Origin of the sequence: Mesoflavibacter sp. SCSIO 43206 (assembly GCF_019904215.1) — a bacterium.
Classification (GTDB): domain Bacteria; phylum Bacteroidota; class Bacteroidia; order Flavobacteriales; family Flavobacteriaceae; genus Mesoflavibacter; species Mesoflavibacter zeaxanthinifaciens.
In genome coordinates this window covers 177,018-203,543 of record NZ_CP063201.1, presented here as the reverse complement: position 1 = coordinate 203,543, position 26,526 = coordinate 177,018, and the positions used below count along the sequence as shown (strand labels likewise).

30 protein-coding genes are annotated in these 26,526 nt (G+C 30.7%); 10 read left to right on the top strand and 20 right to left on the bottom strand.

Features of this window, described 5'->3' with window-relative positions; all coding sequences use genetic code 11:
* Nucleotides 1-458: 458 nt before the first annotated feature.
* The 7 genes from INR78_RS00980 to INR78_RS00950 form a co-directional block, all read right to left on the bottom strand.
* On the bottom strand, nucleotides 459-770 hold the full coding sequence (locus INR78_RS00980; protein WP_223077100.1) for a hypothetical protein: 312 nt from the start codon (nucleotides 768-770) through the stop codon (nucleotides 459-461).
* Nucleotides 757-2,904 carry a hypothetical protein gene (locus INR78_RS00975; protein ID WP_223077099.1) on the bottom strand — a complete coding sequence of 716 codons (2,148 nt, stop codon included), beginning with the start codon at nucleotides 2,902-2,904 and terminating at the stop codon, nucleotides 757-759. Before INR78_RS00975 ends, INR78_RS00980 begins: the two co-directional genes overlap by 14 nt.
* A 164-nt stretch (nucleotides 2,905-3,068) precedes the next feature.
* Complete coding sequence (locus tag INR78_RS00970; RefSeq protein WP_223077098.1) at nucleotides 3,069-3,653, bottom strand: hypothetical protein; 585 nt, start codon at nucleotides 3,651-3,653, stop codon at nucleotides 3,069-3,071.
* 191 nt (nucleotides 3,654-3,844) lie between these two features.
* Nucleotides 3,845-4,417 carry a hypothetical protein gene (locus INR78_RS00965; protein WP_223077097.1) on the bottom strand — a complete coding sequence of 191 codons (573 nt, stop codon included), beginning with the start codon at nucleotides 4,415-4,417 and terminating at the stop codon, nucleotides 3,845-3,847.
* Between the two features lie 622 nt (nucleotides 4,418-5,039).
* Entirely contained in the window at nucleotides 5,040-5,681 is a 642-nt protein-coding gene (locus INR78_RS00960) for a hypothetical protein (protein WP_223077096.1), read from the bottom strand.
* A 539-nt stretch (nucleotides 5,682-6,220) separates the two neighbouring features.
* Nucleotides 6,221-6,688 (bottom strand): hypothetical protein, encoded by a 468-nt coding sequence (locus tag INR78_RS00955; RefSeq protein ID WP_223077095.1) that lies wholly within the window; start codon nucleotides 6,686-6,688, stop codon nucleotides 6,221-6,223.
* A 160-nt stretch (nucleotides 6,689-6,848) separates the two neighbouring features.
* The gene (locus INR78_RS00950) at nucleotides 6,849-7,361 is read right to left on the bottom strand and encodes a hypothetical protein (RefSeq protein ID WP_223077094.1); all 513 of its coding nucleotides are present in this window, start codon (nucleotides 7,359-7,361) and stop codon (nucleotides 6,849-6,851) included.
* A 114-nt stretch (nucleotides 7,362-7,475) separates the two neighbouring features.
* On the opposite strand from INR78_RS00950, the gene INR78_RS00945 reads away from it, so the two are divergent.
* The 3 genes from INR78_RS00945 to INR78_RS00935 are packed head-to-tail and all read left to right on the top strand — an operon-like array spanning nucleotide 7,476 to nucleotide 8,362.
* On the top strand, nucleotides 7,476-7,736 hold the full coding sequence (locus INR78_RS00945; protein WP_223077093.1) for a hypothetical protein: 261 nt from the start codon (nucleotides 7,476-7,478) through the stop codon (nucleotides 7,734-7,736).
* The gene (locus INR78_RS00940; protein WP_223077092.1) at nucleotides 7,736-8,008 is read left to right on the top strand and encodes a hypothetical protein; all 273 of its coding nucleotides are present in this window, start codon (nucleotides 7,736-7,738) and stop codon (nucleotides 8,006-8,008) included. The genes INR78_RS00945 and INR78_RS00940 overlap by 1 nt, the downstream gene beginning before the upstream one ends.
* A 3-nt stretch (nucleotides 8,009-8,011) precedes the next feature.
* Entirely contained in the window at nucleotides 8,012-8,362 is a 351-nt protein-coding gene (locus INR78_RS00935; RefSeq protein WP_223077091.1) for a type II toxin-antitoxin system PemK/MazF family toxin, read from the top strand.
* Nucleotides 8,363-8,513: 151 nt separating this feature from the next.
* Here the strand turns inward: INR78_RS00935 and INR78_RS00930 are convergent, their stop codons facing one another.
* From INR78_RS00930 to INR78_RS00895, 8 genes are all read right to left on the bottom strand, one after another.
* Nucleotides 8,514-9,026, bottom strand: a complete 513-nt coding sequence (locus tag INR78_RS00930; RefSeq protein ID WP_223077090.1) for a hypothetical protein — start codon at nucleotides 9,024-9,026, stop codon at nucleotides 8,514-8,516.
* Nucleotides 9,027-9,173: 147 nt separating this feature from the next.
* A complete protein-coding gene (locus INR78_RS00925) occupies nucleotides 9,174-9,908 on the bottom strand; it encodes a hypothetical protein (protein WP_036119429.1) in 735 nt (244 codons plus the stop codon).
* Between the two features lie 133 nt (nucleotides 9,909-10,041).
* Nucleotides 10,042-10,473 carry a carboxypeptidase-like regulatory domain-containing protein gene (locus INR78_RS00920; protein ID WP_223077089.1) on the bottom strand — a complete coding sequence of 144 codons (432 nt, stop codon included), beginning with the start codon at nucleotides 10,471-10,473 and terminating at the stop codon, nucleotides 10,042-10,044.
* Nucleotides 10,474-10,622: 149 nt separating this feature from the next.
* A complete protein-coding gene (locus INR78_RS00915) occupies nucleotides 10,623-11,162 on the bottom strand; it encodes a dihydrofolate reductase family protein (protein ID WP_223077088.1) in 540 nt (179 codons plus the stop codon).
* Between the two features lie 65 nt (nucleotides 11,163-11,227).
* Nucleotides 11,228-11,983, bottom strand: a complete 756-nt coding sequence (locus tag INR78_RS00910; RefSeq protein ID WP_223077087.1) for a helix-turn-helix domain-containing protein — start codon at nucleotides 11,981-11,983, stop codon at nucleotides 11,228-11,230.
* A gap of 165 nt (nucleotides 11,984-12,148) precedes the next feature.
* A complete protein-coding gene (locus INR78_RS00905; RefSeq protein ID WP_036119429.1) occupies nucleotides 12,149-12,883 on the bottom strand; it encodes a hypothetical protein in 735 nt (244 codons plus the stop codon).
* 768 nt (nucleotides 12,884-13,651) lie between these two features.
* Entirely contained in the window at nucleotides 13,652-14,032 is a 381-nt protein-coding gene (locus INR78_RS00900; RefSeq protein ID WP_223077086.1) for a hypothetical protein, read from the bottom strand.
* A gap of 148 nt (nucleotides 14,033-14,180) precedes the next feature.
* A complete protein-coding gene (locus INR78_RS00895) occupies nucleotides 14,181-14,621 on the bottom strand; it encodes a hypothetical protein (protein ID WP_223077085.1) in 441 nt (146 codons plus the stop codon).
* 196 nt (nucleotides 14,622-14,817) lie between these two features.
* Between INR78_RS00895 and INR78_RS00890 the strand changes: the two genes are divergently transcribed.
* A complete protein-coding gene (locus tag INR78_RS00890) occupies nucleotides 14,818-15,885 on the top strand; it encodes a tyrosine-type recombinase/integrase (protein WP_223077084.1) in 1,068 nt (355 codons plus the stop codon).
* 257 nt (nucleotides 15,886-16,142) lie between these two features.
* Here the strand turns inward: INR78_RS00890 and INR78_RS00885 are convergent, their stop codons facing one another.
* Both INR78_RS00885 and INR78_RS00880 read right to left on the bottom strand, forming a co-directional pair.
* On the bottom strand, nucleotides 16,143-16,826 hold the full coding sequence (locus INR78_RS00885; protein ID WP_223077083.1) for a DUF2490 domain-containing protein: 684 nt from the start codon (nucleotides 16,824-16,826) through the stop codon (nucleotides 16,143-16,145).
* Nucleotides 16,826-17,395, bottom strand: coding sequence for a hypothetical protein (locus INR78_RS00880; protein WP_223077082.1), 570 nt, complete (start codon nucleotides 17,393-17,395; stop codon nucleotides 16,826-16,828). Before INR78_RS00880 ends, INR78_RS00885 begins: the two co-directional genes overlap by 1 nt.
* Nucleotides 17,396-17,440: 45 nt before the next feature.
* Here INR78_RS00880 and INR78_RS00875 point away from each other — a divergent pair, with 45 nt between their 5' ends.
* On the top strand, nucleotides 17,441-17,776 hold the full coding sequence (locus INR78_RS00875; RefSeq protein WP_223077081.1) for a tRNA-binding protein: 336 nt from the start codon (nucleotides 17,441-17,443) through the stop codon (nucleotides 17,774-17,776).
* Between the two features lie 84 nt (nucleotides 17,777-17,860).
* Here the strand turns inward: INR78_RS00875 and INR78_RS00870 are convergent, their stop codons facing one another.
* Both INR78_RS00870 and INR78_RS00865 read right to left on the bottom strand, forming a co-directional pair.
* Entirely contained in the window at nucleotides 17,861-18,232 is a 372-nt protein-coding gene (locus INR78_RS00870) for a PUR family DNA/RNA-binding protein (RefSeq protein ID WP_036226860.1), read from the bottom strand.
* Nucleotides 18,233-18,315: 83 nt separating this feature from the next.
* Nucleotides 18,316-20,058 carry an ABC transporter ATP-binding protein gene (locus INR78_RS00865; protein WP_223077080.1) on the bottom strand — a complete coding sequence of 581 codons (1,743 nt, stop codon included), beginning with the start codon at nucleotides 20,056-20,058 and terminating at the stop codon, nucleotides 18,316-18,318.
* Between the two features lie 149 nt (nucleotides 20,059-20,207).
* Between INR78_RS00865 and INR78_RS00860 the strand changes: the two genes are divergently transcribed.
* From INR78_RS00860 to yajC, 4 genes are all read left to right on the top strand, one after another.
* The gene (locus INR78_RS00860) at nucleotides 20,208-21,311 is read left to right on the top strand and encodes a Glu/Leu/Phe/Val dehydrogenase (protein WP_223077079.1); all 1,104 of its coding nucleotides are present in this window, start codon (nucleotides 20,208-20,210) and stop codon (nucleotides 21,309-21,311) included.
* Between the two features lie 122 nt (nucleotides 21,312-21,433).
* Entirely contained in the window at nucleotides 21,434-22,378 is a 945-nt protein-coding gene (gene nusB, locus INR78_RS00855) for a transcription antitermination factor NusB (RefSeq protein ID WP_255593139.1), read from the top strand.
* An 84-nt stretch (nucleotides 22,379-22,462) separates the two neighbouring features.
* Nucleotides 22,463-22,948, top strand: coding sequence for a DUF1573 domain-containing protein (locus INR78_RS00850; protein WP_106677014.1), 486 nt, complete (start codon nucleotides 22,463-22,465; stop codon nucleotides 22,946-22,948).
* 2 nt (nucleotides 22,949-22,950) lie between these two features.
* On the top strand, nucleotides 22,951-23,244 hold the full coding sequence (yajC, locus tag INR78_RS00845; RefSeq protein WP_027878577.1) for a preprotein translocase subunit YajC: 294 nt from the start codon (nucleotides 22,951-22,953) through the stop codon (nucleotides 23,242-23,244).
* Between the two features lie 105 nt (nucleotides 23,245-23,349).
* Here the strand turns inward: yajC and INR78_RS00840 are convergent, their stop codons facing one another.
* On the bottom strand, nucleotides 23,350-23,952 hold the full coding sequence (locus INR78_RS00840) for a YdeI family protein (protein ID WP_223077078.1): 603 nt from the start codon (nucleotides 23,950-23,952) through the stop codon (nucleotides 23,350-23,352).
* Nucleotides 23,953-24,126: 174 nt separating this feature from the next.
* Between INR78_RS00840 and INR78_RS00835 the strand changes: the two genes are divergently transcribed.
* A complete protein-coding gene (locus INR78_RS00835) occupies nucleotides 24,127-26,505 on the top strand; it encodes a TonB-dependent siderophore receptor (protein ID WP_223077077.1) in 2,379 nt (792 codons plus the stop codon).
* Nucleotides 26,506-26,526 lie beyond the last annotated feature (21 nt).

Sequence of the window (26,526 nt, the reverse complement as noted above, 5' to 3'; positions counted from 1 at the left end):
ATTTATACATTGTTGGTTACAGTTATATTTCAGTTTTTTGAGGTTCATTCAGCGTTTTGTTTTGCGTTCTGCTATTCAATTCCACGTTATGATTCCGCAATTTTGGAATTCGATAGAGTAGCAGTGATCAATTCACGTTTTTATAATTCCGCTCGAGTGAATTTCTGCGCACAATTCCGTTTTACATTTTCAATTCAGTGTCACGTTTCGGATTCGAGTATTAAATTCAGTTTCCGTTATGTTTTTTTGCGCAAAGTTCCGCTGTTTTCAAAGTTCGGAATTCACACGATTTATACGTTTAGTATTTAATTCCGCTATTGTAACCAACGGTAGCGTATAAGAATAGTAGCGGATTTTTATGCAATTACTTTTCCGTTTATTACTGTCTTTTGATTTATAAAATTCATTTTCATTTTAGCGATTAAACCGCTATTATTTTTATACAATGTTGGGCACAGTTATTTTTCCTCGTCTGTTGTTTCAATTTCGAGTAGGTCATAATCTTCTAGTTCTTTATAAATACTAGATAGTTCTGCATTCAGTTGGGAAATGTATTCTGAACTAATATGAAAAAATAAATCCTCCTTGTCATCTTCCAATTCAAATTGAAATTCTCCTTTTTTCAACTGAAGAAGAAGCTTATTAAAGACACTTTTAACCTCAATTGGTTTGTCTTCGGTTAGATTTATTTCCAAATCGTTGCCGTTGATTGAAAACATTAAATTGGTTTGTGTGTCGTCTCTTTTTATAGTTGCCTTATGTGTTTCCATATATTTTTCCTCTTTCACCGAAGGCTTCTTTTCCACCTTCTAAAGTTTTCATACTAAATTCTTTCCAATCCAAATCTCCTTTAGTGTCGTCATTGCATACCAAATTATTTGCGAATGGATTACCTTGGTAAGTATAATATCCATTTATATCGTGCTCTCGATAAATTGAGTTATACGGCAATGTTCTAACCGCAATATTAGCATCGTGAGTAGCAATAATTACCCTTTTTCCTGTTTGAGCTTTCTCTTTTAACATAGGAACAATAACATTGCTTATGTAATCATTCCCTAAACTTTTTTCAGGCTCATCGATTATGTAGATTTCTTTATCTTCTAATAGTTCGTTATGAAGTAAAACCATTGAAGATTCGCCAGTTGAAGGTGCGTATTTTAATCCGTTTAGAGTGAAATGTCTATGGAAAAGCAATAAGTCGTTCAAAGAATTTATATTATCCGAGCCTTCAACTTCTTTAAGTTCTGTAATCTTCTCGAATAAGCTAGAAGCATATAAATGTTTTTCTACCTGCTTTAAAACAGTAGCAAAATTTCTTTGAGGATTTTTAGTGGCATTTTTTACAGGTTTGTAGTCAACATTTCTAAAATTACTATCTTGAATTACCAAATTTGTCTGACAAAACAGTTCGCCTTTTTCTCCAAGGTTGCCTACTGATTCGATATCTGGTTCAATAGTCTTAGATAAGTTATTTAATACCTTTTTTAGTTCTCTTTCAATTTTGATTCTGTTACTTGCATATACACTAAATCCTGTACTTATTGGTTTTTGAGGTAAACCAGTTTTCTTCGCAATTTCCTCGACAAAAACATTGATAATTTGATTGAAAAGAGAAATACTGCGTAAATCGATAATTCTTTTTTCGGATTCAGCTTTCAATTTGATTACTATTTTTTGAATAACCTCATTAAGTTCTTGATAAAGGTCTTGACCGATTATTTCTAAAATATGGTCGTCAGATTCTACGTTTTCAATGAACTCATTAACGTATTCCAAACTTGAAGCGATTTCTTCAAAATCACGCTCTGAAGTTGGTTCATCAAGTGGTGTGAAATCTTGAATTTTTAATTTTCTAGCAATCTTATTAGTTTGTTCTATCGCAAAATATTTGGAATAAGAACTTAAGCTTGTAATATTCTTTTCACTTGAGTTTCTTATACTTTTTATCTCTTGGAAACAATCATCAATGTCAAATTCGCTCAAATTGGTATCAAAATAGTTTCCTTTTAAATCGTAGCTATTTTCTAATGTTTGAGCACTTGATTGATAAACTTTATTTTTTATCCCTAAATCATTGTAGTGTTTAGAAAGTGCGTGAAGAATATCCGATTTTCCTGTCCCTTTTGAACCAAAGATTATGTTTATGTCATTGTAAACATTGATTTCTACTTTTTCTAATGGATTACTTTGAAATGGAAATAGTTCTATCTTTTGTTTTAATTTCCTATCTAAAACCGTATTTATTGTCGAAATATCTTTTTCTAATAGTAGACAGAATTGGTCAAAAGATTGAACTGGTAAACGTAAGTCGGGTAATTTTTTTGAGATTTGTTGATAGTCGTTCCAGTTTTGAATGTCAGAACCGAAAATAGAATTATGTCCGTGACTTATGTAAATTCCTGCTGAAATGGAATTTGTAGCTTCTTTCAATACTCTTTTTTGATTGGAAACAAGTCCAATTAATTTATCTACATCTTCATCAATTAGATTTGGTTTTTTTCCATAATAATGAGCAATATAAACGCAATCAAATTTGTCAAAACTATCTACAGTTTCTTCGATTGAGATATTGAAATTATCCGCAGTTTTTCCAACTAATAGCTTTTGTACAATTTTGTCAAATTCAACTACATTTTTTGGATTTGCAATTACTATTAAATGGGCTCTTCTATCTTCTTCCAATATATCTAATTCGATACCAGGCCAAATTTGACACACATCGTCAGATTTGTCTTTAATTTTAGTGTATTGTTCTAAATCAAAGTGATTATGATTGGTAATCGCTAAAATCTTTACATCTGTCAATCTGATTATTTCATCAAATTTTTCGGCATCGATATTCCTACTTTCAGCGTCTCCACCTTTGCATTTTTTTGTATGTACGTGAATATCGATTTTCATTTAGTTTCTGCGGTTTGTTTTAATTGTGCCCAACGGTTTTGTGTATGGTTCGTTGCGGAAAATCAGCTATGATTTTCCGCCGTGACCGAAAGATAGCGAATAAGATTGAATTTCCGAGAGGAAATTCAGCCGCAATGAGCTATACACGTTGTTCTACGCAGTTTTTATTCCGTTTTATTTTTTATATCAGTTGTTAATTCAGTCGGACTATATTCAAAAGTTCCTGTTCCACTTGGACAGCAATTTGCATCATCTTCTGACCAAGCAAAATATTCTCCAATAATTGTTTTTCCAAGTCCTTTATAGTGAATATATATTTTGTAAACATCATTAATATCAATTTTCGCCAATTCGGTTTTTATTCCGTTTTCGATTGTTTTAGTAATGTTTTTATTCGTAAGGAATTGACCATCGTTTGAATAAACTAACATTCCAAAATCCGAACCAGTTCCGTTTCCACCAACACAATTTTCGGCAGGAAAGTAAAAAAGTCCATCTCTAATTCCGTCGGAATTGAAATCTGATTCACTTGATTGAATTTCTTGTAATCCGAAATATGCTTTAGGATTTTCTTCTTGCCATTTTTGCAAATCATTATCTTCTCGACAAGGATTTCCAACTTCGCCACTTGCGAGAAGTTCTTTTTTCCACTTTTCAGTTTCAATTTCAAATTCAGATGTTTTTTGTTGTGCATTACAACTGTAGGTCATAAGTCCAATTGCAAGAATTGGGAAAATGTTTTTTTTCATAAAATTTATTTAATTATTGTTTTTCAGCTTCTTGTTTTGTCAAATTGCGTAGAACGGTCTCGTATAACCGTCAGTTACGGGTTAATATACGTTAATTTTTCGGTTTAGCACAGACGTTAGCAATTCCGAGTGGATTCGGACGTAGTCGAATCCGCCGTAATTGCGGTTATACATTGTTGTAGTGCGTTTTTTCATTTTTCAGATAACAGTTTTACAATGTTCTGGCGATATTCCTCATCCTTTTCATTCAATTCGACAGTTCCGTTTTTTAAGTCAGGATTTAGATAGAATTCAGCGTATAGATTTTGCTCATTGTTGTCGTCAAAAAACAACTTAAATTTAAATCGACCATTTTCTAAAGTTGCGTTTTCTCGGTTTAAAGGAAATATTGTGAAAGTCAGTTTTTCAGTCGAGAATTTCGTTTGTTTAGTTTGTCCGTAAAGTTTAGAAATTACACTTATTAGTTTATCGCTTTCAGTTCCGATTGATTGTATTTCAATTCCGTTTTCTACAAATCTTGTATTATCAAGCTCATTATTCACGATTCCGGCTGGAATTTCGTCCGCAATATTGATTTTTAGTCCAACAATCTGATTTTCATATTTTGCTTTACAAGTTAAACTCCAAAATCCATTGTCTATTTTTTCTTTTTTAGTGATTGTGAAAATTAAATCTTGCCAACCTTCTTCAGCATCTTGATTTGAAGTCAGTTCAATTAGATTTTTGTTTTGACTAAATCCGAAAAGGCTACTTAAAATTCCCATTATTAATATCAGTTTCTTGACTTTCATTAAGTTGCTCTCAAATGCACTACAACGTTAGCGTATAAATTTCAGTTGCGGAAAATCGGTACGATTTTCCGATTGAAACTGAAAGATAGAAAATTGCAATGAATTTCCGCAGGAAATTCAGCCGCAATTGAATTTATACGATGTTGGTTGCAGTTATATTTCAGTTTTAAGAGATTCACTCAGAGTTTTGTTTTGCGTTTCGCTATTCAATTCCACGTTTTGATTCCGTAATTTTTGGAATTCGATAGAGTAGAAGTGATTAATTCACGTTTTTAATTCCGCACGAGTGAATTTCTACGCACTTTTCCGTTTTAAATTTTAATTCAGCGCAACGTTTCGGTTTCGAGTATTAAATTCAGTTTCCGTTTGAGTGAGTTTCCACACAAAGTTCCGCTGTTTTCAAAGTTCGGAATTCGAATAATTTTCACGTTTAGTTTTTAATTCCGCTATTGCAACCAACGGTCTCGTATAACCGTCAGTTACGGGATTAAAGTTAATGATTTTCGGTTAAGCACTGACGTTAGCAATTCCGAGTGGATTCGGACGTAGTCGAATCCGCCGTAATTGCGGTTATACATTGTTGTACCACGTTTTTTTATTCATAGCAATGCATTACTCTTTGTCTTTGCTCAAAATGCTTTATAATGTTTCCGTTTATTGGATTTATATGTAATATCTCTTCGTCAGAAAAACACTTTTCTTTGTAAAGTGTGTTAAATACAATCCAATAATATTCTTTAGTTTTTGTATTAAATTCCAAACGTTTTGAAATTGGTTCAATCGGTTTTTTTAGATTCTGTAAATTAATAATACTATCTAATTCGCCTTCCGTCAACCAGTCAGATGTCCGATTGTCCAGAAGAAATTTAGGTATTTGGTCAATGTAAACTTCTCTGATTAAATTTAAGTCAGAATCCAATTCCACATAAACAGCTTTCCTAACATAAGGATATTGAAAATCAGGATGGTTTAATACAAAATTTATATTTTTTCCGTTAATAAAAGTTCCTTTTGTTTTTTTTCGTTTTGTGATTTCTTTCCATTTTGATTTTCCAGATTTTGTTTTGTATTCGTAGTAAGAGTTTGGTCCGAGTTCAAAATATTTGAACAAAGAATCTCCGATCGCTTCTCTCAAATAAAATTCAGCTTTTTCAATTACTTCTGAAGTCAGATAAGTTTGAGAAAATGATAATTCACAAGTTAAAATCAGAATTAAAATGGTTAATGTTTTCTTCATTTCTCAAATGTGGTACAACGTTAGCGTATAAATTTCAGTTGCGGAAAATCGGTACGATTTTCCGATTGAAACTGAAAGATAGAAAATTGCAATGAATTTCCGTAGGAAATTCAGCCGCAATTGAATTTATACATTGTTGGTTACAGTTATATTTCAGTTTTTGGTTCATTCAGAGTTTTGTTTTGCGTTTTGCTATTCAATTCCACGTTTTATTCCGCAATTTTGGAATTCGATAGAGTAGAAGTGATCAATTCACGTTTTTAAATTCCGCTCGAGTTGGTTTCCGCGATCAGTTCCGATTTACATTTTCAATTCAGCGTTACGTTTCGGTTTCGAGTATTAAATTCAGTTTCCGTAAAGCTCTTTTGCGCAAAGTTCCGCTGTTTTCAAAGTTCAGAATTCGCACAATTTTCACGTTTAGTTTTTTAATTCCGCTATTGTAACCAACGTTAGCGTATAAATTTCAGTTGCGGAAAATCGGTTACGATTTTCCGATTGAGCTGAAAGATAGCAAATTGCAATGAATTTCCGTAGGAAATTCAGCCGCAATTGAATTTATACATTGTTAGGTGGCGTTTTTTTTTCAGATATTTATTTTCCAATTCAGTCATTAATTCTTTATCACGAATCGATTCCGTTTTATTTTTTAATTCAGTCCACGTTTTTAATCCGATGTTAGTAACGTTAATCCATTCCACGTCTTTAAGAATATTTTTGTCAGATAAATTTCGCTTTTCAGTCCTCTCTGTATATTTTCTTAATTCAGAGTGTAATTCCGTTACAATTTTATATTCCGTTTCCGATATTATTCCGTTTGCAATAAAGTCAGTATATCCATTTTCCAAATCCAAATCGTCAAAATATCCGCAAACACATTCGTTGTAATCACCAACTGAATTTTTATATTCAGCGTTAATCCAAAGTCGGTTTTGAAATTCTGAGTGAGCAATTTCAAAAAGCGATGATATCCATCTATCTCGTATCTTTCTTTTTATTTCTGCGTTCATTTCAAATGACACCTAACGGTCTCGTATAACCGTCAGTTACGGGTTTAAAGTTAATGTTTTTCGGTTTAGAACTGGCGTTAGCAATTCCGAGTGGATTCGGACGTAGTCGAATCCGCCGTAATTGCGGTTATACATTGTTGGCAACTGGCTTTTATTCCGATTAACAGTTTTCACAGGTTACATTTGGTTCAGCGTTTAGTAATTCCGTTCCACATTTTTCACAGTTCCGTTTTTCATCAGTCCAATATCCAGTTCGAGTAAATAATTCAACCGCTTCAGTCCATTTTTTATATTCCACGCTTTCAAAGTCAACATCTCCATTTGAGTCAGTTGGTGGTTCAGGTTGATTTCCATTTAAAAATCCGTTTATCCAATATTTTGAATATTCCGACATATTTTCAATTTCAGATAACGACACGAAAAAACTCCGTTCCTTTTTTGGACACCAAGCATAAATTCGTCCGCGAAAAGTATGTGGATTTCCAATCAGATAATGTTTTCCTTCACAACCTTTGTGATTAAACCACAAATTCTCGTCAAATTCAATTTCGTTCGTCATTTTTTCAGCTTGTTGCCAACGGTTTTGTATATGAAAAGTAGCGTGTAAATAAAAGCATACTTTTCCGACTAAATTAACGTTATTGGATAAGTAAAACAAATAATAGTTTGGCACAGATTTAGCTATTTTTTATATACATTGTTGTGCAACGTATTAATTTTAATTATATATTTACATTATTATACTTATATTTAAACAAATAAACTTAAGTATATTTGCATTCGCAAAATGGATAAAAAAACGAATATTAAAGATATAGAACTTGTTTTAGGTGATGATGTTAAAAACGTTTTTACCGATTTAATTCAGTTGAATATTAATAATGAAACTGTTAATATTAGATTAGCTGTAAAAAATGTTGATAATTCAACTGCTAAAGTTTCTCATAATGTTATAATGACATTACCTCATTTTTTGAGATTTGCTGACATTTGCCAGCAGTCTGCAGAAAAAATAATAAAACAAATAGAAAGTCAAAAATCAGAATAATGATACTTACTGCATCCACAAATGAAAAATCGACTAGGTCTTCTAGTCAGAAAACTTTGAGAACTGAAAGAAGTTATTTAAGTCATTATTTATTTAACAGACTTAAACAGCCGATTGATGATGTTATAGTTATTTTCGAAAGTCAACCCTTCCAGTATGATGTTGACTTAAGTTCTGAAGATTTAACTAATAGTTCAATGATATTATCTCAAACTTCCTTTAGCGAGGAATGGGATAAAGAAGATGATGATTATTGGAATAGCTATCTTTAATATATGTCATATTCACAAGGTGATATAGTTATAGTTAGATTCCCTTATACTAATTTAAGAGGTTCAAAAGCAAGACCTGCAATTGTAGTTTCAAACTCAAACGTAAATGTAAGTTCGGACTATATAGTTGTGATGCTTACAACACAACAGATTTCAGGTCAATTTGCAGAAACTATATCAAATGACGATATAACTATTGATTTTAATCCGCCTCATTCTAGGATGAATGTATATTGCAAAAAAGTAGCTGTATTAGATGATTCAGTGATACATCGTCGAATTTCACAAGTTTCTAATCAAGAAAAATTACAAGAAATTTTAAATAAGATAAAGTCAGCATTTGACATTGTTTAATCATATGTTGCACAACGGTCTCGTATAACCGTCAGTTACGGGTTAAATTAGCTATTATTTTCGGTTTAGCACTGACGTTAGCAATTCCGAGTGGATTCGGACGTAGTCGAATCCGCCGTAATTGCGGTTATACATTGTTGGCAACAGTTTTTTATTCATCACCATCTCCAATTGGTACTATGACAAAAGCCCATTCAGCATAATCAGGAACTTTATAAATGTCTAAATATTTTCCTCCAAGTCCACTAACTTGAGATTTTTTGTCCTCAACTTCAAGTCCATAAGTTTCCCCAAACATAAATTTCACTCCATTTTCTAATTTTAGAGTGTCAGTATCTTTGAGATTAAAAACTTTAAATTCATTTGGTTTTATTTTTAAATTACCAATGATTCCAATTCCGTTAGAAGTTTCATTGTAAATAAATACTTTGTTTGTTTTTCCAGTTTTATTGTATTTGGCAGGAATTATAGAAATTTCATTTCCTTTTTCGATGAAAACGTTTCCATTAGAATCAGTCCATTTTTCCACTTTTTCAGAGTCAGATTTTTGTTCCGATTCCGCAGACTTTTCATTCACATTTTCTGGTGTTTTCTTTTCAGTTTCTTTCTGTCCGCAAGCAGTTAATGTCAAAAGAACTATAAATATTTTAATGTATTTCGTCATTTCTTAAATTGTTGCCAACGGTCTCGGCTATGAGTAGTTGCGTGGTTTAGCACTTAACTTTGCAAGTATACCCGAAGCTGAAAATCCGCGAGGATTTTCAGAAGTAGGCGAGAACAAGCAATTACTTATAGCCATTGTTGCCAATAGTTATTGATTATCTTTTTCTCCCAAGGAAATTTTAAATACGTTAAATCCAATACCAAAGCCAAACCATAAATTACCATTATGCATCCAATTATATTCACTTTGATTATTAATTTGGTCAACACCTACATAAAAACCTGCTTGAACTTTTTTGTATTCTAACATTAGTCCTCCAAAGAAATTTAGAGTAGCAACATCTTGGGCTTTTCCATCTTCAATTCCACTAGCATTACTTGAATTCAAATTAACACTACCAATTCCTGCACCTGCTTGCAGATTTACTTTTGAGTTATAGATTTTAGCGAAATTCCAATTTAGAGTTGTACTTAAATTAAATTCGGTGTCAAATGAAAAATCATCTTGTGGTCTCGCTTTAAATGGTAATGTTAAAAGTCCTACAGATAGTTTATCATCAGGAATGTACTCTTCATAACTTTGGTCAAAGTCACTTTTACTTACATAATAAATTTTATCATTATAGTAATTTCCTTTTTCAGAACCTTTTTTGAAATTTAATGCCTTTAATTGTATTGAATCACCATTAATCTTGTTAATTCTGTATATAATATTTGGTGCAAGAAACTTAATTAAACTATCATTTGATTCAGTCAAAAATTCAGCTTTAATTACTTTATTATAAGTTTTAAGTTTGATTAATTCTCCTGTTTTTTGTGCGTAAGAATTAAATGTTGCAATAAATAAAATAGCGGTTAGGATTGATTTGATTGTTGTTTTCATATGGGTTGGTTTTAATTATTGGCAACGGTTTGGCTATGGTTTCGTTGCGTGAAAATCCGCTAGGATTTTCCGCCGTAAACCGAAGATAGCAAATTTGCGAGGACTTTCCGAGAGGAAAGTCAGAAGCAATGAACTATAGCCGGTGTTGGCAACTGCTATTTTTCCAAACGTTTTGTTTTTCCGCTGTTTTATATAGTTTTTTTAGTCGTTTTTCAATTCCGCGATATGCTTTGCGGTATTGTTTGTCTGTCCAAATAGCTCCTAAACAATTCACATCTTTATCCATCATTATCAAATTCAGAGTTTGAGTCGTTTTTTCAACTTTTATTTTGTCCGTTGTCAGTCCAATCATTTGAAATTCCAGAGTATCATTTTCCGTTGCGTTTATTTCATAACGTCCATTTTGGTCAGATATAGATTCCGTTCCGCTATTCAGATTCGTGATTTTTACTCCGAATAGACAATTCAGTTTTTCATTTACTATTTTTCCGCTCAAGTTTGTTCCAGTTTGAGCAAAAGTCAAATTAGAAATTCCAATTAATAATATAAGCAGGATTTTTTTCATAGTTGTTGCCAACGTGTTTGTATATGGTTTGTTGCGTGTTACAAGCAACTAATTTAGTAAATAATTACTGACCACGAAAGTCCGCAAGGACTTTCGTAAGTAAGCAATAAGACAGCAATAAATTATATACGGTGTTGGCATTTCGTATTTTATTTTTTCCGTTTGTAATGATTCTGTGTTATTTGGTTTAAATACCTTTTTGTTTCAATTAGTTCGAATTTCAGTTCGTTTGGAAGTTCTGTAAATAAGGAAGAGCCACCACCTAATAAAACCGGAATTGTGGTAAGTACCATTTCATCTATCAAATCCTCCTTTAGAAAATTTCTGATAGTTGTTCCTCCATCAATATATAATTTATGAAATCCTTTTTTGTGAATTTGGTCTAAAATTTCCATCAAAGTTCCTTTGACTAAAAAAGCCTTTTCTTTATGGCTTTCAGGAATTTCATTTAATTTGTTACTCAAAACAAAAACTGGTTTGTTATATGGCCAAGGAACATCAAATCCTATTACAGTTTCGAATGTTGTTCGTCCCATAACCAGTGCATCAATTCCGTTGGTGAATTCCACATATCCCATATCATCATTGTCGGGATTTGGAATAGACTGTAGCCAATCAAGACCTCCATTTTTGTCTGCAATATAACCGTCTAAACTTGTTGCAATAAATACTTTGTTTTTATTATCCATAATTATCTTGTATAATTTAAAGGTGCAAAACTCTTATAATCTGCAATGAAAAAATTGTACAGAATTTACCTTTGAATTTTTTTTAAATGTTCTTTAGGGCTATAACCGCAAAATCCCTTAAAAATCTTTATAAAATGTGACTGGTCATAAAAACCTGATTGTAATCCTATTTCTGTCAAATTATAGGCTTTATTATTTTCAATTAATTGGATAGTTTCATTAACTTTTTTTAGTTTAAAGTATTGATTTGGCGTTATTTTGTAATGCTTTTTAAATTTTTTGATAAAGTTTTTTTGAGAAATTTTAATTGATTGGTTAAAACTCTGCATAACTCCATTGTTTAAATCTTTCTTAGAAATAAACTGTTCATATTTTATTAAATCTTTATCCAATTGAATTTTACAGAAAATGTTTACTAATTCCGTTTCTAATTTTTTGAAATTAGGTGTATTACTTTCAAAAAGAAATTCATAAACTATTTCAGATAGGTATTCAAAATCTTTAGTACCTAATTTATCTAAAAGAAAACCAAAACAAAATGGTTTCAAAATTAATCCAGCAGAATTGTATATCCCAGATATTTTTGTTTGAAATGGCTCTGTTTTTAAGCCTGAAATTATTTGATGTACATATTTATTTTTAAAACTTTCTACATTCTGACCATCAACATTAAATGTGTTTCCATAATTAAAAATAAGTTCTGTAAATAAAGCAGCATAATGATTGGATTCAATGTTTAATTTATGTGCTTGTCCAATCCAAATGAAATCTACAAATTGGTTTAGAGGTGCTTTTGGTCTATATGTTTTTTCAGAAATCAAATTTAATTTTGAAGTTTTTCACTATATGAATGCCAACGGTCTCGGCTATGAGTAGTTGCGTGGTTTAGCACTTAACTTTGCAAGTATACCCGAAGCTGAAAATCCGCGAGGATTTTCAGAAGTAGGCGAGAACAAGCAATTACTTATAGCCATTGTTGCCAATAGTTATTGATTATCTTTTTCTCCCAAGGAAATTTTAAATACGTTAAATCCAATACCAAAGCCAAACCATAAATTACCATTATGCATCCAATTATATTCACTTTGATTATTAATTTGGTCAACACCTACATAAAAACCTGCTTGAACTTTTTTGTATTCTAACATTAGTCCTCCAAAGAAATTTAGAGTAGCAACATCTTGGGCTTTTCCATCTTCAATTCCACTAGCATTACTTGAATTCAAATTAACACTACCAATTCCTGCACCTGCTTGCAGATTTACTTTTGAGTTATAGATTTTAGCGAAATTCCAATTTAGAGTTGTACTTAAATTAAATTCGGTGTCAAATGAAAAATCATCTTGTGGTCTCGCTTTAAATGGTAATGTTAAAAGTCCTACAGATAGTTTATCATCAGGAATGTACTCTTCATAACTTTGGTCAAAGTCACTTTTACTTACATAATAAATTTTATCATTATAGTAATTTCCTTTTTCAGAACCTTTTTTGAAATTTAATGCCTTTAATTGTATTGAATCACCATTAATCTTGTTAATTCTGTATATAATATTTGGTGCAAGAAACTTAATTAAACTATCATTTGATTCAGTCAAAAATTCAGCTTTAATTACTTTATTATAAGTTTTAAGTTTGATTAATTCTCCTGTTTTTTGTGCGTAAGAATTAAATGTTGCAATAAATAAAATAGCGGTTAGGATTGATTTGATTGTTGTTTTCATATGGGTTGGTTTTAATTATTGGCAACGTTAGCGTATAAATTTCAGTTGCGGAAAATCGGTACGATTTTCCGATTGAGCTGAAAGATAGAAAATTGCAATGAATTTCCGCAGGAAATTCAGCCGCAATTGAATTTATACATTGTTAGCCACAGTATTTTTATCCGTTTTAAGTTTCCATAAGAAATATATCAAACCAAAAATTGGAAAAACAATATCTAAAGCTTTTGACCAACTAAATTGGAATAAATATGTCATCCGGAATTCATCCATTTCGGTATTTGCTAAATAATTTCCATATAGTTTGTTAATTCCGCCGAAAACCATTGTCAGAACAACAGTAATTATAATCAATGTATAAACTGCTTTATTTTTCAGATTATCCTTTTTTAGAAATCGATTATAAAAAAAATCAAAAGCAAGAGTGATAAAATTCCGATAATGATGTTTAACGAAATTAAAATATATTCATTTTCGATTCTTAACTCCACATTTAACCACAAAAGTAATTCAGTCAATATACTGTAAGATTTTTTAAAAATCAGGTATATTAAAACACTTGACAATGCGATTCGGATAGTTTTATTTTCCATTGAGATTAAGTGTGTTTATATTGCGGCTAACGTTAGCGTATAAATTTCAGTTGCGGAAAATCGGTATGATTTTCCGATTGAGACTGAAAGATAGAAAATTGCAATGAATTTCCGTAGGAAATTCAGTAGCAATTGAATTTATACATTGTTGGCGATAGTATTTTTTCCAATTTGAAATTTACTTTACTCTAATCATTTCTAATTCCAAATCCATAACATCGCTTTTCGATTTGCAAATATATCTGTCAGATTTTGTTTCAACTATTTCAACTTCAATTGTTTTTCCGATAATATCATTTGTATCCGTTCCGGAATTCAATACTTTTCTATATGTCAAAACATATTCGCATTCAGATTTCCATTCGATTGAGCTAAATATTTCTATTCCACTTTTTGTGCTAATTTCAGTTTGCATTGAGTCAGTCCGACTAACTTTCCATTCCGAGAATCTTGGGTCAGAATATTCAAATCTTCCAACTTTAAATTTTGCACATTTTTTTTCTTGAGCAGAACAGCTCAAAGTCAGAAGTAAAATAATGATTGAAGTTACTATTTTCATATTATTGCCAACGGTCTCGTATAACCGTCAGTTTACGGGTTAAAGTACGCAAATTTTTCGGTTTAGCACAGACGTTAGCAATTCCGAGTGGATTCGGACGTAGTCGAATCCGCCGTAATTGCGGTTATACATTGTTGTGCTTAGTGTTTTATTCCTCATAGTTATCGAGTTTCCAACTTTTATTCGGTCGGATTTTTTTCCAATCCCAATATTTGGAATAAAGTTCATCGTGAAGAATTTCAGCGTTTTCAGCTATTTCTTCTGTTTTATCTACAAAACTTATTTCAGTCCATTTTCCGATATTTTCATCAGGGTCAGAAGTTCCATCAATGATATTCAGTAATTCAAATAAAACTCCTGCTGAGCTGTCCGCTAATATTTTTCGTAAAGCACTTTCTAAATTCGGGTCATTTTTAAGTTTTCCGAGAGATGATTTTTCGGTTTCAGTCAGTCCTCCATTTGGTGGATAAGTCAGAAAATCAGTTGAATTTCCGTTTGTCAATTCGTTTGCGACATATTCGGCATTTTCCTCAATCTTTTGTTGAAGAAATATCATTAATGTATTCAGATTATGGTCAGATAGTTTCATTTTCTCACATTAAGCACAACACTTATATATACGCAATAATACTAAATATAAAATAAATATTCAATCTATAAGCATAAATATTTAAAAGCTTATTGTTTACAGTGTGTTAAGAGATTTTAAATTAATTGCGCAATTGGTATATCTAATTAAAATTATTTTTTATTTTTGGTAAATAGATATACAAATTACGCAGGTTTTGATTTTAAGTAATTATTCGTTTCAATTTGGTAAACATAATGACAAAGATGTTATTTGGATTAAGTTTCCATACTCCTCAACGCTCATAAATCAACTTAAAAAGCGTTTTCCTTCTGCAAAATGGAGTAAGACTCAAAAATGCTGGTACATGATAGATGGTACTTCGGTTAGAGAAGCGTTACAGCTACCAAGTAAAGACAAATCTGTTGGTTATCTGCAAAAAATTCATCCAAATAATCAAGAAGCATTTATAAATTTTCATCAGTTACTTAAACTTAAAGCATATAGCCCAAACACCATAAAAACCTATCTTTATGAGTTTGCACATTTACTTAAATTGATAAAAAATTATGATGTAAATATGCTTACTCCAGAAAAACTAAAATCCTACTTTTTATTTTGTTTAGAGCATGATAAAATGAAAGAACGAAAACTTAATGGAAAGATTAATGCTATTAAATTTTATTATGAGCAAGTATTACATAAACCAAAAATGTTTTTTGATATACCTAGACCTAAAAAGCCAATTACATTACCTAAACATTTATCTAAAAACGAAATAAAACGACTATTTAAACAAGTTAAAAATGAAAAACATCTGCTTATTTTAAAACTGGTTTATGGTATGGGGTTACGCCTAAGCGAAGTGACTAATCTTAAAATAACCGATATTGATAGCGAAAATATGATGGTTAGAGTAGAAGGAGCAAAAGGAAAAAAGGACCGAGTAGTAAATTTACCCGAAAGTATTTTGGAAGAAATGCGTGATTACTACCAAAAATATAAACCAGAATATTATTTATTTAACGGTCAATATGGCGGAAAATATTCGACCAGAAGCGTGCAAAGTATTTTTAAAACCGCAATGAAAAAAGCCAGAATTAACAAACGTATTGGTATACATGGTTTAAGACACAGCTACGCTACACATCTTTTAGAAAGTGGCGCAGATATTAGGTTTATTCAAGAATTATTGGGACATTATAGCATTAAAACTACTCAGGTTTACACCAATGTAACTAATCTTTCTAAGCATAAAATTAAAAGTCCTTTGGATTATTTGTAAATAAAATTTCTGCGAAAAGAGGAATCTAAAGAACGTGTATTGTCCTTATTCAGATTGTTCACTAAGCGTAGTTGAAGTGATGTATGACTGATGAATCTAAAATAAATTGATTTTTTAAGTAGAGATTATTTGCTTTCGGTCTTAATGACAGTCTCATTCTAAAAACATTACTTTGTCATTCAGAAGGAGGAACGACTGATGAATCTATTTCATTCAAAACGCTTATTATAGATTCTTCGCTTTGCTCTGAATGACAGTTATAAACTTAAATACCAACCAATAGTTAACCAATATCTGTTTCTAGTATTATTATTAACAAAATCGTTTAAGCGATATTCTAAACCAAGTTCTAGTTTATTATTATCTGTAAAAACATAGCCAAAGGTAGGCGATAATCTTAATTCTAAATCATAATCTTTACCTTCAAAAATATTTAAGTATTCATTACTTATTTTAAAATACCATTCTTGCGCATCTACGGTTTGACCGTTTAAAGGCAAGTCAAAAGTTAAACGATATCTAAGTCTTAATTGCATATCTTGATCACTTTCAAAAGTTTGATCGGATGCAAATCTATGTCCCAAACGGTAATTGCTTAAAGTATTTATAATAGTAAATTGTTGTATACTACGTTTAATAACGTCTTTATTGGTAAATCTAAGTAAAAATCCACCAGCCAATTTATTGTTTAATCCCACTTTTTTAGAGACTACAAAAGCTGCGTCTGTATGTACGTAATCGTAACCAGAATTTTGGGTACTGTTGGTAATGCCTTCTTTAAATAATTGCCTAAATTCTGATTTAAAATTTAACTGCCAATTATTGTTTAAAGATTTACTAATGTTTAGTGTAGGTAACGTACCAACTTGGTATCTGTTTTGACCAAAACTAACCGAAATAGCAAGTAGACATATAACTAAAAAAGCGTAACGTTTTTTCATTAAAACTCGATATTATCAGTGTTTCTAAACACAATTTTAGACGTAGCTTCTAATTGTCCTTTGTGGTTAAATAAAAGCTCAAAAAGATGTTTGCCAGAATCAGATTTTCCTTTTACAACTATTTCATATTTAACCGTAATATTATTTTTAACATCATCTTTAAAATAGTTGATTAGGTCTTTTTCTTCAGCAGAAAACTGAATTTGTATCTTTCTAATCTTATGCTTTATAAAAGTGTTTTGTAAAGAGTTTATAATGTTTTGTTGAATGGTTTTTGGTAGATCATTCCATTTTTTTTCAATTTCAATATCTTCAATTGTTCCGTTAGTATCAAATTCGATACTGTATTTTTTACCTTTAAATTTAGATTTTGCTTCAAAGCTAATCCCGTTATTGCTTTGCTCTTTATACCATTTTACTTTTTTAGATTGAATGATTTTTGATACAAATAACCTGGCTTTTTCAGGTACGTTTGTAAACGAAATTTTAGACTCTTGCTCATATTTATTTTGAGCTGAAAGTTGAAGCACTGTGAAAAAAATTAGAGGTAGAAAAATTAATTTTTTCATGAGTAAACAATTATCTTGCAAAGATAAACATTGAAATAGATATTTATGAGTAATACTATTCAATTTGAAGATTTTACAAAAGTAGATTTAAGAATAGGAACCATTATAGAGGTTAAAGATTTTCCTGAAGCACGTAACCCTGCATTTCAATTAAAAATTGATTTTGGAGGTTTAGGTGTTAAAAAAACGTCTGCTCAAATAACCTCTATTTATAATAAAGAAGATTTACTTAATAAACAGATTGTAGCTGTTGTAAATTTTCCTAAAAAACAGATTGCTAATTTTATGAGCGAGTGTTTGGTTGTTGGTGCAGTAAAAGAAAAAGATGTGTATTTACTTAATCCAGAACAAAAAGTACCAAATGGGACTAGTGTAAATTGATAAAGAATCTTAAAAAACCAAGAATAAAAAAAGCGCTTTTTAAAATTAAAAAAGCGCCTTTTAAGTTAGAGTAGTTAAGTTATCTTATATATCGTCAAAGTCTACATCTGTAAATCTGCTTTCTGCACTTTCAGAAGTAACTTGTTCTGTATTGTATTCTTTTTTAAAGTCTTTTTGATGACGCTCGCTAATTACTTCTTCACCTTTTTCATTCACGATATAATCGGTCATTTCTTTTAAGATGGTGTTAAATTCGCTAAAATCTTCTTTGTATAAGTAGATTTTATGTTTTTTGTAATGAAATGATCCATCGTCGTTAGTAAACTTTTTACTTTCTGTGATGGTTAAATAATAATCGTCTGCTTTAGTAGCTCTTACATCAAAAAAATAAGTACGTCTTCCTGCTCTAAGTACTTTAGAAAAAATTTCCTCTTTCTCCATCATTTCGTTATTCATAATATGAGTTGTGTTTGTTAAAAATTTCTAAATCAAAAATCAAAAAAAAAGTTGAATGTCACAACAATTTCATGCAAATCTTTTTACTTGGTTGTCTTTAAGTATAGCTCTTTGTAGTAACCATCTATGTTTATAAGCTGATCGTGTGTGCCAGATTGTACAATTTTACCGTTGTCTAATACTATAATTTTATGTGCATTTTTGGCTGCAGATATACGGTGACTTACAATTATAGATGTTTTTCCTTCGGTTATTTTTTTAAGATTATTTAATATTTTTTCTTCTGTTTCTGTATCTACAGCAGATAAACAGTCATCAAATAACATTATTTGAGGCTGCTTTATTAGTGCTCTAGCAATAGACACACGTTGTTTTTGTCCGCCAGATAATGTAATACCACGTTCGCCTAAAACAGTATCATATTGTTTATTAAACTTGATAATATTTTTATGGACTTGTGCTTGTTTTGCAGCTTCAATAACCTCTTCATTAGTAGCATTTTCTTTACCAAATTTTATGTTGTTATTTATAGTGTCACTAAATAAAAAGGCGTCTTGTGGCACGTAACCAATTGCGTTTCTTAAACTGTTTAAGTTAAGTTGTTCTATTGGATTTTGGTCTATACTAATTTCTCCTTTTTCTACATCATATAACCTTCCAACCAGATCTAAAACGGTAGATTTACCAGATCCTGTTTTACCAATTATTGCTAGCGTTTCGCCAGAATTTACTTTAAAACTTACATCTTTTAAGGCTTGTATGTTAGTATCATCATAAGTAAAGGACACGTTTTTAAATTCGATATCACCTTTTATAGTAGAAGGTTTTGGATTGTTGTTTTTAATTTCAGGTTCGGTCTTTAAAAACTCGTTTATTCTTTTTTGAGAGGCTTCTGCTTCTTGTACAATAGAAGTAACCCAACCAACAGTAGCAACTGGCCAAGTTAGCATGTTTACGTACATAATAAATTCAGAAATGGTTCCTAAAGTAATCTCTCCAGCCATATATTGTTTACCGCCAAAGTAAATTACTACGATGTTGCTTAATCCAATTAGTAAAATCATCATCGGGAAGAAAAACGCTTGAATCCGTACCAAACTTAGTTGTTTTTGTTTACTAGTTTCTGCTAAATCTTCAAAGTTAGTATAGGTTTGTGGCTCTATTCCGTAGGCTTTAATTACTGAAATTCCGCTAAAAGTTTCTTGAGAAAACGTAGATAGTTTTGATAAAAACTGTTGTACAACGGTACTTCTTTTATGTATTTCGGAACTAATTTTATAGATAATAACCGATAAAATTGGTAATGGTATTAAGGTGTACATTGTTAATGTTGGCGATTGTCGGTACATAAAAACTATAACGACCACAAAAAGCGTTAAGGTGTTAATACTGTACATTAAGGCAGGACCAACATACATACGTACTTTACCAACATCTTCGCTAATACGGTTCATTAAATCTCCAGTTCTATTTTTCTTATAAAAATTAAGCGATAATCTTTGGTACTGTTGGTAGACTTCATTTTTTAAATCGGCTTCTATAAATCTAGAAACGTTAATTAAAGTTTGACGCATTAAAAAGGTCATAATACCCGAAAATGCAGCAGCACCAACAATAATTAAAATGTATTTAAGAAGTGTACTTTTAAAAAGTGCTTCATTTATATTTTCATTTTGAAGCTGTTGGTTAACCACATCGATTATAGATCCAATGTATTTTGGAACAAAAACCGAAAAGACTTTAGAAGCTATAGTTATAAAAATACCAATAATAATACGGCTTCTGTACTTGTAAAAATATTTATTAAGATGTTGTAGTTCTTTCATTAAGAAATTAATAATTGAAATAAATGATATTATCAAATTCGTATTTTAACACTAAAAAAATTGTTCATATATTAATTATAGTCTAATTTTGCACCGTCATTTTATAAAATTTATATTTTGACTAGGTTTAAAATTAATATCAATAAAAAATGATTTCAGAATTAATCAATACAAATCAATTACAAAAAGCAGATCCTGTTTTTGGGCAATTATCTTTTGACAATCACGAACAAGTTGTTTTTTGCAACGACAAAGATACGGGATTAAAAGCAATAATCGGGATACATAATACAGTATTAGGACCTGCATTAGGAGGAACCAGAATGTGGCAGTATGCTAACGAGTGGGAAGCACTTAATGACGTGTTACGTTTATCACGAGGTATGACTTTTAAATCTGCAATTACAGGACTAAACTTAGGTGGAGGAAAAGCTGTAATTATTGGTGATGCAAAAACGCAAAAAACACCAGAATTAATGAAGCGTTTTGGAGAGTTTGTACATAGCCTAAGCGGAAAATATATTACAGCAGAAGATGTTGGTATGGAAACATCAGATATGGATTTAGTAAGAGAAGTAACACCATATGTAACAGGTATTTCTGAAGAAAAAGGAGGCGCAGGTAACCCATCACCAATTACCGCATACGGTGTGTTTATGGGTATGAAAGCTGCAGCTAAATTTAAATTTGGTACAGATGTATTAGAGGGTAAAAAAGTAATAGTACAAGGTATTGGTCATGTTGGCGAAACTTTAGTAGAACACTTAGTACAAGAAGGAGCTAAAGTAATTATAGACGATATTAACCAAGAGCGTCTTGAAGCTATTAATAAAAAGTACGGTGCAACAATTTATAAAGGTGAAAATATTTATGCAGAAGAAGTAGATATTTACGCACCATGTGCATTAGGAGCAACAATTAACGATGCTACTATCCAAACATTAAAAGCAAAAGTTGTAGCAGGAGCAGCAAATAACCAATTAGCAGACGAGATTAAACACGGTCGTTTACTACAAGAAAAAGGTATTGTTTACGCACCAGACTTTTTAATTAACGCTGGAGGAATAATTAATGTTTACGCAGAATTAGAAAATTATGACAAAACAGAAATTATGCGCAAAACAGAAAATATATACAATACAACTATTGAGATTTTAAACAATGCAGATGTTAATAATATCACGACACATCAAGCTGCTTTAAATATTGCACAAAGTAGAATAGAAGCAAGAAAAAAAGAAAATCAACAATAGGTTATCCTATAAATTATATTATTTTTGCAAGGCGAAAGAAACTATTTCTTTCGCCTTTTTTAATTTAACAAGAAAAGCATTTTAAACTAAATAGTGCACAACCCAAAAAGTTCTTTGTAATGATGTTAACAAGAAGACATATTCGTGTAAAAGTAATGCAAACCCTATTTGCATTTGATGGTACAGAAAGTGATGATTTTACAAAAGATCAAAAGTTTTTATTGTACAGTATAGACAATATGTATAACCTGTATTTACTATTAATGTCTTTATTAATAGAAATCAATAAAAAAGCGACAAATCATCTAGAAACCGCACAAAAAAAACATCTAGCCACAGAAGAAGATAAAAATCCAAACAAAAAGTTTATTAACAACCAATTACTACAATTAATCGTTAATAACGAAAGACTAAAAGTTCAATTAGAAGACAGAAAAATAACAAATTGGCAATTAGATAACGAGTACGTAGATTTACTTTACAAAGAAATTAAAAACAGTGACCTGTACAAAGATTACATGTCAACAAAGACCTCTACATTTAAAGAAGATAAAAACTTTATAATAGATATCTTTAAAGAAATTATAGCACCAAACGACAAGCTTTACGACTATCTAGAAGATAAAAATCTAACATGGTTAGACGATTTACCAACAGTAAATACATTTATCCTTAAATTATTAAGAAAACTTAAAGAAACTAGTGATCCTGTAACCTTAACACCAAAGCTATATAAAGATATAGAAGATAAAGAGTACGCTATAAAATTATTTAAAAAAACGTTACTAAATCAAAGTAAGTTAGGCGAAGAAATTTCAGGAAAAACAAGCAATTGGGACAGAGATCGTATTGCATCACTAGATATGGTATTACTAAAAATGGCAATATGCGAGTTATTGCACTTTTCTTCAATACCAACCAAAGTAACTATAAATGAATATTTAGAAATATCTAAAGAATACTCAACACCAAAAAGTAGCATATTTATAAATGGTATTTTAGATAAACTTCTAAAAGAATACCAAAACGAAGGAAAACTAAATAAAGTAGGTAGAGGATTGATGTAGTAAAAAAATATTCTTACTTTTACCATTCTAAAATTTTAACCATTTAGCCAATTTGGCAATAAATAACTATTAAAAAATTATATTATGAAAAAAGTACTAGTTGTATTAAGTGCAATTTGCTTAGTAGGATTTACATCATGTAAAGAAGATGCAACAAAAAAAATTGATGCAGAAAATGTTGCAGCTGCAGCAGAAAGAGATGCAAAAGCAAACGTTTTTCCTGTAATGGAATTTGATAAAACAGAGCATGACTTTGGCGAAATTGCTTCTGGTACACCTGTAGAAACTGTGTTTACTTACAAAAACGTAGGAGAAGCACCATTAGTAATTACAGATGTAAAAAGTTCTTGTGGATGTACTATTCCTAAAGATTGGTCAAGAGAGCCATTAGCACCAGGCGAATCAGGAAAGTTTACAGTTAAATTTAACGGTAAAGGAACAAACAAAGTAACTAAAGTAGTAACAGTTACTGCAAACACTAAAACAGGAAGAGAAACTGTAAAAATCTCTGCTTTTGTGAAGCCAGATCCAAATGCTGCACAAAAAGCTAACTTACCTATGGCACAATAATTATGGGAGAAATAGGAAGTTTTTTACCAATAATTTTAATGTTTGCTGTAGTATACTTTTTTATGATAGCACCACAAATGAAACGTGCTAAACAAGAAAAAAAGTTTGCTGCAGAATTAAAACGAGGTGATAAAGTAATTACTAAAAGTGGTTTGCATGGTAAAGTTGTAGATCTTAATGAAAAAGATAACAGCTGTATTATAGAAACTATGTCTGGTAAATTAAAGTTTGATCGTTCTGCTATTTCTATGGAAATGAGTAAAACATTAAACAATCCATCAGTAGAAAAAAAGTAATTATTACGACATATTTAAAAAAAGGCAACCAAGTTGGTTGCCTTTTTTTATTATATATCATTTCAAAAGATTATTAGATATCACATAACTAAAGCACGATGTAAATTAACAATTTTTATATTTATCATGTAAGCCCTTTAACTCCATAATCATAGGCGTTATTTTTTCTAACCGACTCACTTTTGTTGATTCTCGTTTAGCTTCACTTATATAATTACAATACTCCTTTTGTTTAGAAGGACTTAGTTTTTCAAAAGCATCTTTAAGATTATTATCTTCTTTAAAAGCAAATTCTAATTCCGTAGGAATAGTAATATCTGCTTTTTTAGTTCTTGTAGCTTTAATCTCTTTACCTAATTTTTGATTTTGTATAGCCTCTTTTACATAAGATAAAACTAAATTAGAGTTTACTGTATCATCCACTTCAAACCGCATTTGTCTCAATGCTTTAGTTTTTCCTTCTTGAGCATTAACTAACACATTAGCTTCATCCTTTAAAAACACACCATTAAAAAACCATAAACAGTAATGATTTTTAAAAGCACCTAATCCAACTACATTCTTCCCTTTTATAGAGTAGGTTGGTGCATTCCATTTTATAGTTTCTTCTAATTCAGTAGTAATTAAAAGTTGTCTTAAGCTATTTAATTGAGTAGAAAATTCTGAGTGATTTTCTATATATTCTTCAACTGAACTTACTTTTTTCATTTTATTATTATTTAGGACTAAGTTACATAATTTATAGCTTAAACTTTTACATAAATTAGATTGTTGACTTTCAAATCATTATAAATATTATTTATATTTAGTCTAAATAAAGTTTGTTTTGTTTGTTTTCAGACATATATTTGCGGTATTATTTAAAACCAATCTAAATAAATTATGTTAAAAAATATTACTCTATTATTAATTTTGTTTACGCAATTTGCTATTGCACAATCAAAAATTGAAGGTCAAGTTATTAGTCAAACTAATGAGATAATCCCTTTTGCAAATGTTATTATAGAAGGTACATCTAAAGGAACATCTGCAAATCAAGAAGGATATTATTCATTAGAAAATCTGTCAAAAGGAACGTATAGTATAAAAGTATCTTACGTAGGTTTTGTAGCCCAAACTAAAACAGTAAACTTAGAAGCTAATCAAAACTTGACAGTTAACTTTCAACTAAAAGGTGATACAGATTTAGAAGAAGTTGAAGTTTTTGGAAGTCGTTTTAAACATCCGGATAAAATTGAAGCATTAACTAGATTACCATTAGCTCCTTATGAGCAAATACAGAGTATTTCTATTATTTCTGATAAGTTAATAATGCAACAAGGTAATTTAACCATTTCTGAAGCAACTAAAAATGTACCAGGTGTATATACATTTGCCACTTATGGTAATAAGAGAGAAAGCATGTCTTCACGTGGATTTAGAGGTATTCCTATCTTAAAAAATGGGGTTAGAGTACATTCAGATTTTAGAGGTGTAGGAATATTAACAGATATGCAAGGTGTAGATAATATACAAGTATTAAAAGGAGCTGCATCTATTACGCAAGGTGTAGCAACAGATTTAGGTAGTCCTGGTGGAGTTATCAACTTAGTTACAAAAACACCTAAGTACACCTTTGGCGGTAATGCTTCATTACGTGCAGGTAGTTTTGGTCAAGCACGTACTACTTTTGATGTGTATGGTCCATTAACTAAATCTGAGAATACAGCATTTAGAATTAACGGTGCTTTAGAGCGTGCAGATAGCTTTAGGGATAATGTATTTAGTGACCGTTTTTATATCAACCCATCTTTTGAGTGGAAAGCAGATGATAAAACTACATTAACTTTTGAAATGGATTATTTTGAAGATAGCCGTACTCCAGATGTTGGAACAGTTAACCTTGCCGGAAATGATTTAAACGCTATCTATGATCTACCTGATAGCCAGTATTTAGGATATGAAAATGATAAATCCTTAACTACAAATGCAACTTACGCTATTCGTTTAGACAGAAAATTAACCGATAAATTAAGCTTAAAAGGAGCTTTTTATAAATCTAGTTTGGATTTAGATGATAAAGGAACTAGCTTAGGAAACGTAATAGAAGATATTAACGGAAATCCTATTTACAATCAAAGGGTAAGAGGCTATTCAGTGTCTACAAGAAGTGATGATAATAGCGTATTACAGTTTGATTTAATAGGTGACGAGCTTGAAACAGGTAAATTAAAGCACAGTTTTCAAGTAGGGTTTGATTATCGTACATCTAATTTTAGCACAACATCTCAACGTGTTTCTGCAATAGATACCATAGATGTTTTTACAGCAAATACACATACTTTGCCTGATAACTTAAGTTTTTCTGCAGTAAATATTGGTGGTGCAAAATCTAAAGCAATCGGTTTTGTAGCACAAGATGTTATTACATTTAATAAATGGTTAAAAACATTTTTAGGAGTACGTTATAGTAAAACGCAAACAATTACTGAAACAGAAACAACAGAAAGTGATGCTTTTAATCCACTAGGAGGAATTATAGTCTCACCATTTAAAAATGTTAACTTATTTGCTTCTTATACAAACAGTTCTTACCCAAGAACAGCAACTCGTTTAGATGCTAACGGAAACGAACTTGGTAACGAAAGATTTGATCAATTTGAAACAGGTATTAAAACCAATTGGTTAAATAATAGATTGCGTTTTAACTTGACGTATTTCAAAATCAATAACAGAGATATCAACCTTCCTGTATATGATGAAAACTGGGTTGCAACTGGTTACTACCAAAAAGGAGGAAATGACCAAAGACAAGGTGTTGAGGTTGAATTAAGTGGTCGTATTTTAGAAAATTTAGAAGTGATTACAGGTTACTCTTACATAGATGCGCAGTATAAAGAACATACATCTTTTGTTTACGGTTCTTCACCGCTAAACACACCAAAGCATACATTTAATGCTTATGCTAACTATAGCTTTAAACGACAGTTGGAAGGATTATCTGTTGGAGCAGGAGTATATTATACAGGAGAAAGACCAATTAATGATTGGAGCGCAGGAGCTGTAACGCATGAAGGTATTGTACCAAACCAAAAACCATTTAATGTAGACTCTTATACACTAGTAAATGCTCAAGTAGCATACAAGTTTGATCAACATTGGAACTTTAGAGTTTTATTGAACAATGTGTTTAACGAAATAGGTTATAATGCATACAGAACGAGATTTATTAACCAAACAGATCCAAGAAGTTTTGCAGGAGTATTAACTTATTCATTTTAATTGATTTGATGTTCTTAAAAA

What these genes read in the sequence shown, in the direction of transcription:
- INR78_RS00945 (WP_223077093.1), top strand. Translation starts at nt 7,476, where the DNA reads ATGGATAAAAAAACGAATATTAAAGATATAGAACTTGTTTTAGGTGAT.
- INR78_RS00915 (WP_223077088.1), bottom strand. Translation starts at nt 11,162, where the DNA reads ATGGATAATAAAAACAAAGTATTTATTGCAACAAGTTTAGACGGTTAT.
- INR78_RS00940 (WP_223077092.1), top strand. Translation starts at nt 7,736, where the DNA reads ATGATACTTACTGCATCCACAAATGAAAAATCGACTAGGTCTTCTAGT.
- INR78_RS00835 (WP_223077077.1), top strand. Translation starts at nt 24,127, where the DNA reads ATGTTAAAAAATATTACTCTATTATTAATTTTGTTTACGCAATTTGCT.
- INR78_RS00930 (WP_223077090.1), bottom strand. Translation starts at nt 9,026, where the DNA reads ATGACGAAATACATTAAAATATTTATAGTTCTTTTGACATTAACTGCT.
- INR78_RS00955 (WP_223077095.1), bottom strand. Translation starts at nt 6,688, where the DNA reads ATGAACGCAGAAATAAAAAGAAAGATACGAGATAGATGGATATCATCG.
- INR78_RS00935 (WP_223077091.1), top strand. Translation starts at nt 8,012, where the DNA reads ATGTCATATTCACAAGGTGATATAGTTATAGTTAGATTCCCTTATACT.
- yajC (WP_027878577.1), top strand. Translation starts at nt 22,951, where the DNA reads ATGGGAGAAATAGGAAGTTTTTTACCAATAATTTTAATGTTTGCTGTA.
- INR78_RS00920 (WP_223077089.1), bottom strand. Translation starts at nt 10,473, where the DNA reads ATGAAAAAAATCCTGCTTATATTATTAATTGGAATTTCTAATTTGACT.
- INR78_RS00895 (WP_223077085.1), bottom strand. Translation starts at nt 14,621, where the DNA reads ATGAAACTATCTGACCATAATCTGAATACATTAATGATATTTCTTCAA.
- INR78_RS00975 (WP_223077099.1), bottom strand. Translation starts at nt 2,904, where the DNA reads ATGAAAATCGATATTCACGTACATACAAAAAAATGCAAAGGTGGAGAC.
- INR78_RS00885 (WP_223077083.1), bottom strand. Translation starts at nt 16,826, where the DNA reads ATGAAAAAACGTTACGCTTTTTTAGTTATATGTCTACTTGCTATTTCG.
- INR78_RS00860 (WP_223077079.1), top strand. Translation starts at nt 20,208, where the DNA reads ATGATTTCAGAATTAATCAATACAAATCAATTACAAAAAGCAGATCCT.
- INR78_RS00970 (WP_223077098.1), bottom strand. Translation starts at nt 3,653, where the DNA reads ATGAAAAAAAACATTTTCCCAATTCTTGCAATTGGACTTATGACCTAC.
- INR78_RS00925 (WP_036119429.1), bottom strand. Translation starts at nt 9,908, where the DNA reads ATGAAAACAACAATCAAATCAATCCTAACCGCTATTTTATTTATTGCA.
- nusB (WP_255593139.1), top strand. Translation starts at nt 21,434, where the DNA reads ATGTTAACAAGAAGACATATTCGTGTAAAAGTAATGCAAACCCTATTT.
- INR78_RS00905 (WP_036119429.1), bottom strand. Translation starts at nt 12,883, where the DNA reads ATGAAAACAACAATCAAATCAATCCTAACCGCTATTTTATTTATTGCA.
- INR78_RS00965 (WP_223077097.1), bottom strand. Translation starts at nt 4,417, where the DNA reads ATGGGAATTTTAAGTAGCCTTTTCGGATTTAGTCAAAACAAAAATCTA.
- INR78_RS00875 (WP_223077081.1), top strand. Translation starts at nt 17,441, where the DNA reads ATGAGTAATACTATTCAATTTGAAGATTTTACAAAAGTAGATTTAAGA.
- INR78_RS00900 (WP_223077086.1), bottom strand. Translation starts at nt 14,032, where the DNA reads ATGAAAATAGTAACTTCAATCATTATTTTACTTCTGACTTTGAGCTGT.
- INR78_RS00980 (WP_223077100.1), bottom strand. Translation starts at nt 770, where the DNA reads ATGGAAACACATAAGGCAACTATAAAAAGAGACGACACACAAACCAAT.
- INR78_RS00870 (WP_036226860.1), bottom strand. Translation starts at nt 18,232, where the DNA reads ATGAATAACGAAATGATGGAGAAAGAGGAAATTTTTTCTAAAGTACTT.
- INR78_RS00850 (WP_106677014.1), top strand. Translation starts at nt 22,463, where the DNA reads ATGAAAAAAGTACTAGTTGTATTAAGTGCAATTTGCTTAGTAGGATTT.
- INR78_RS00865 (WP_223077080.1), bottom strand. Translation starts at nt 20,058, where the DNA reads ATGAAAGAACTACAACATCTTAATAAATATTTTTACAAGTACAGAAGC.
- INR78_RS00960 (WP_223077096.1), bottom strand. Translation starts at nt 5,681, where the DNA reads ATGAAGAAAACATTAACCATTTTAATTCTGATTTTAACTTGTGAATTA.
- INR78_RS00880 (WP_223077082.1), bottom strand. Translation starts at nt 17,395, where the DNA reads ATGAAAAAATTAATTTTTCTACCTCTAATTTTTTTCACAGTGCTTCAA.
- INR78_RS00840 (WP_223077078.1), bottom strand. Translation starts at nt 23,952, where the DNA reads ATGAAAAAAGTAAGTTCAGTTGAAGAATATATAGAAAATCACTCAGAA.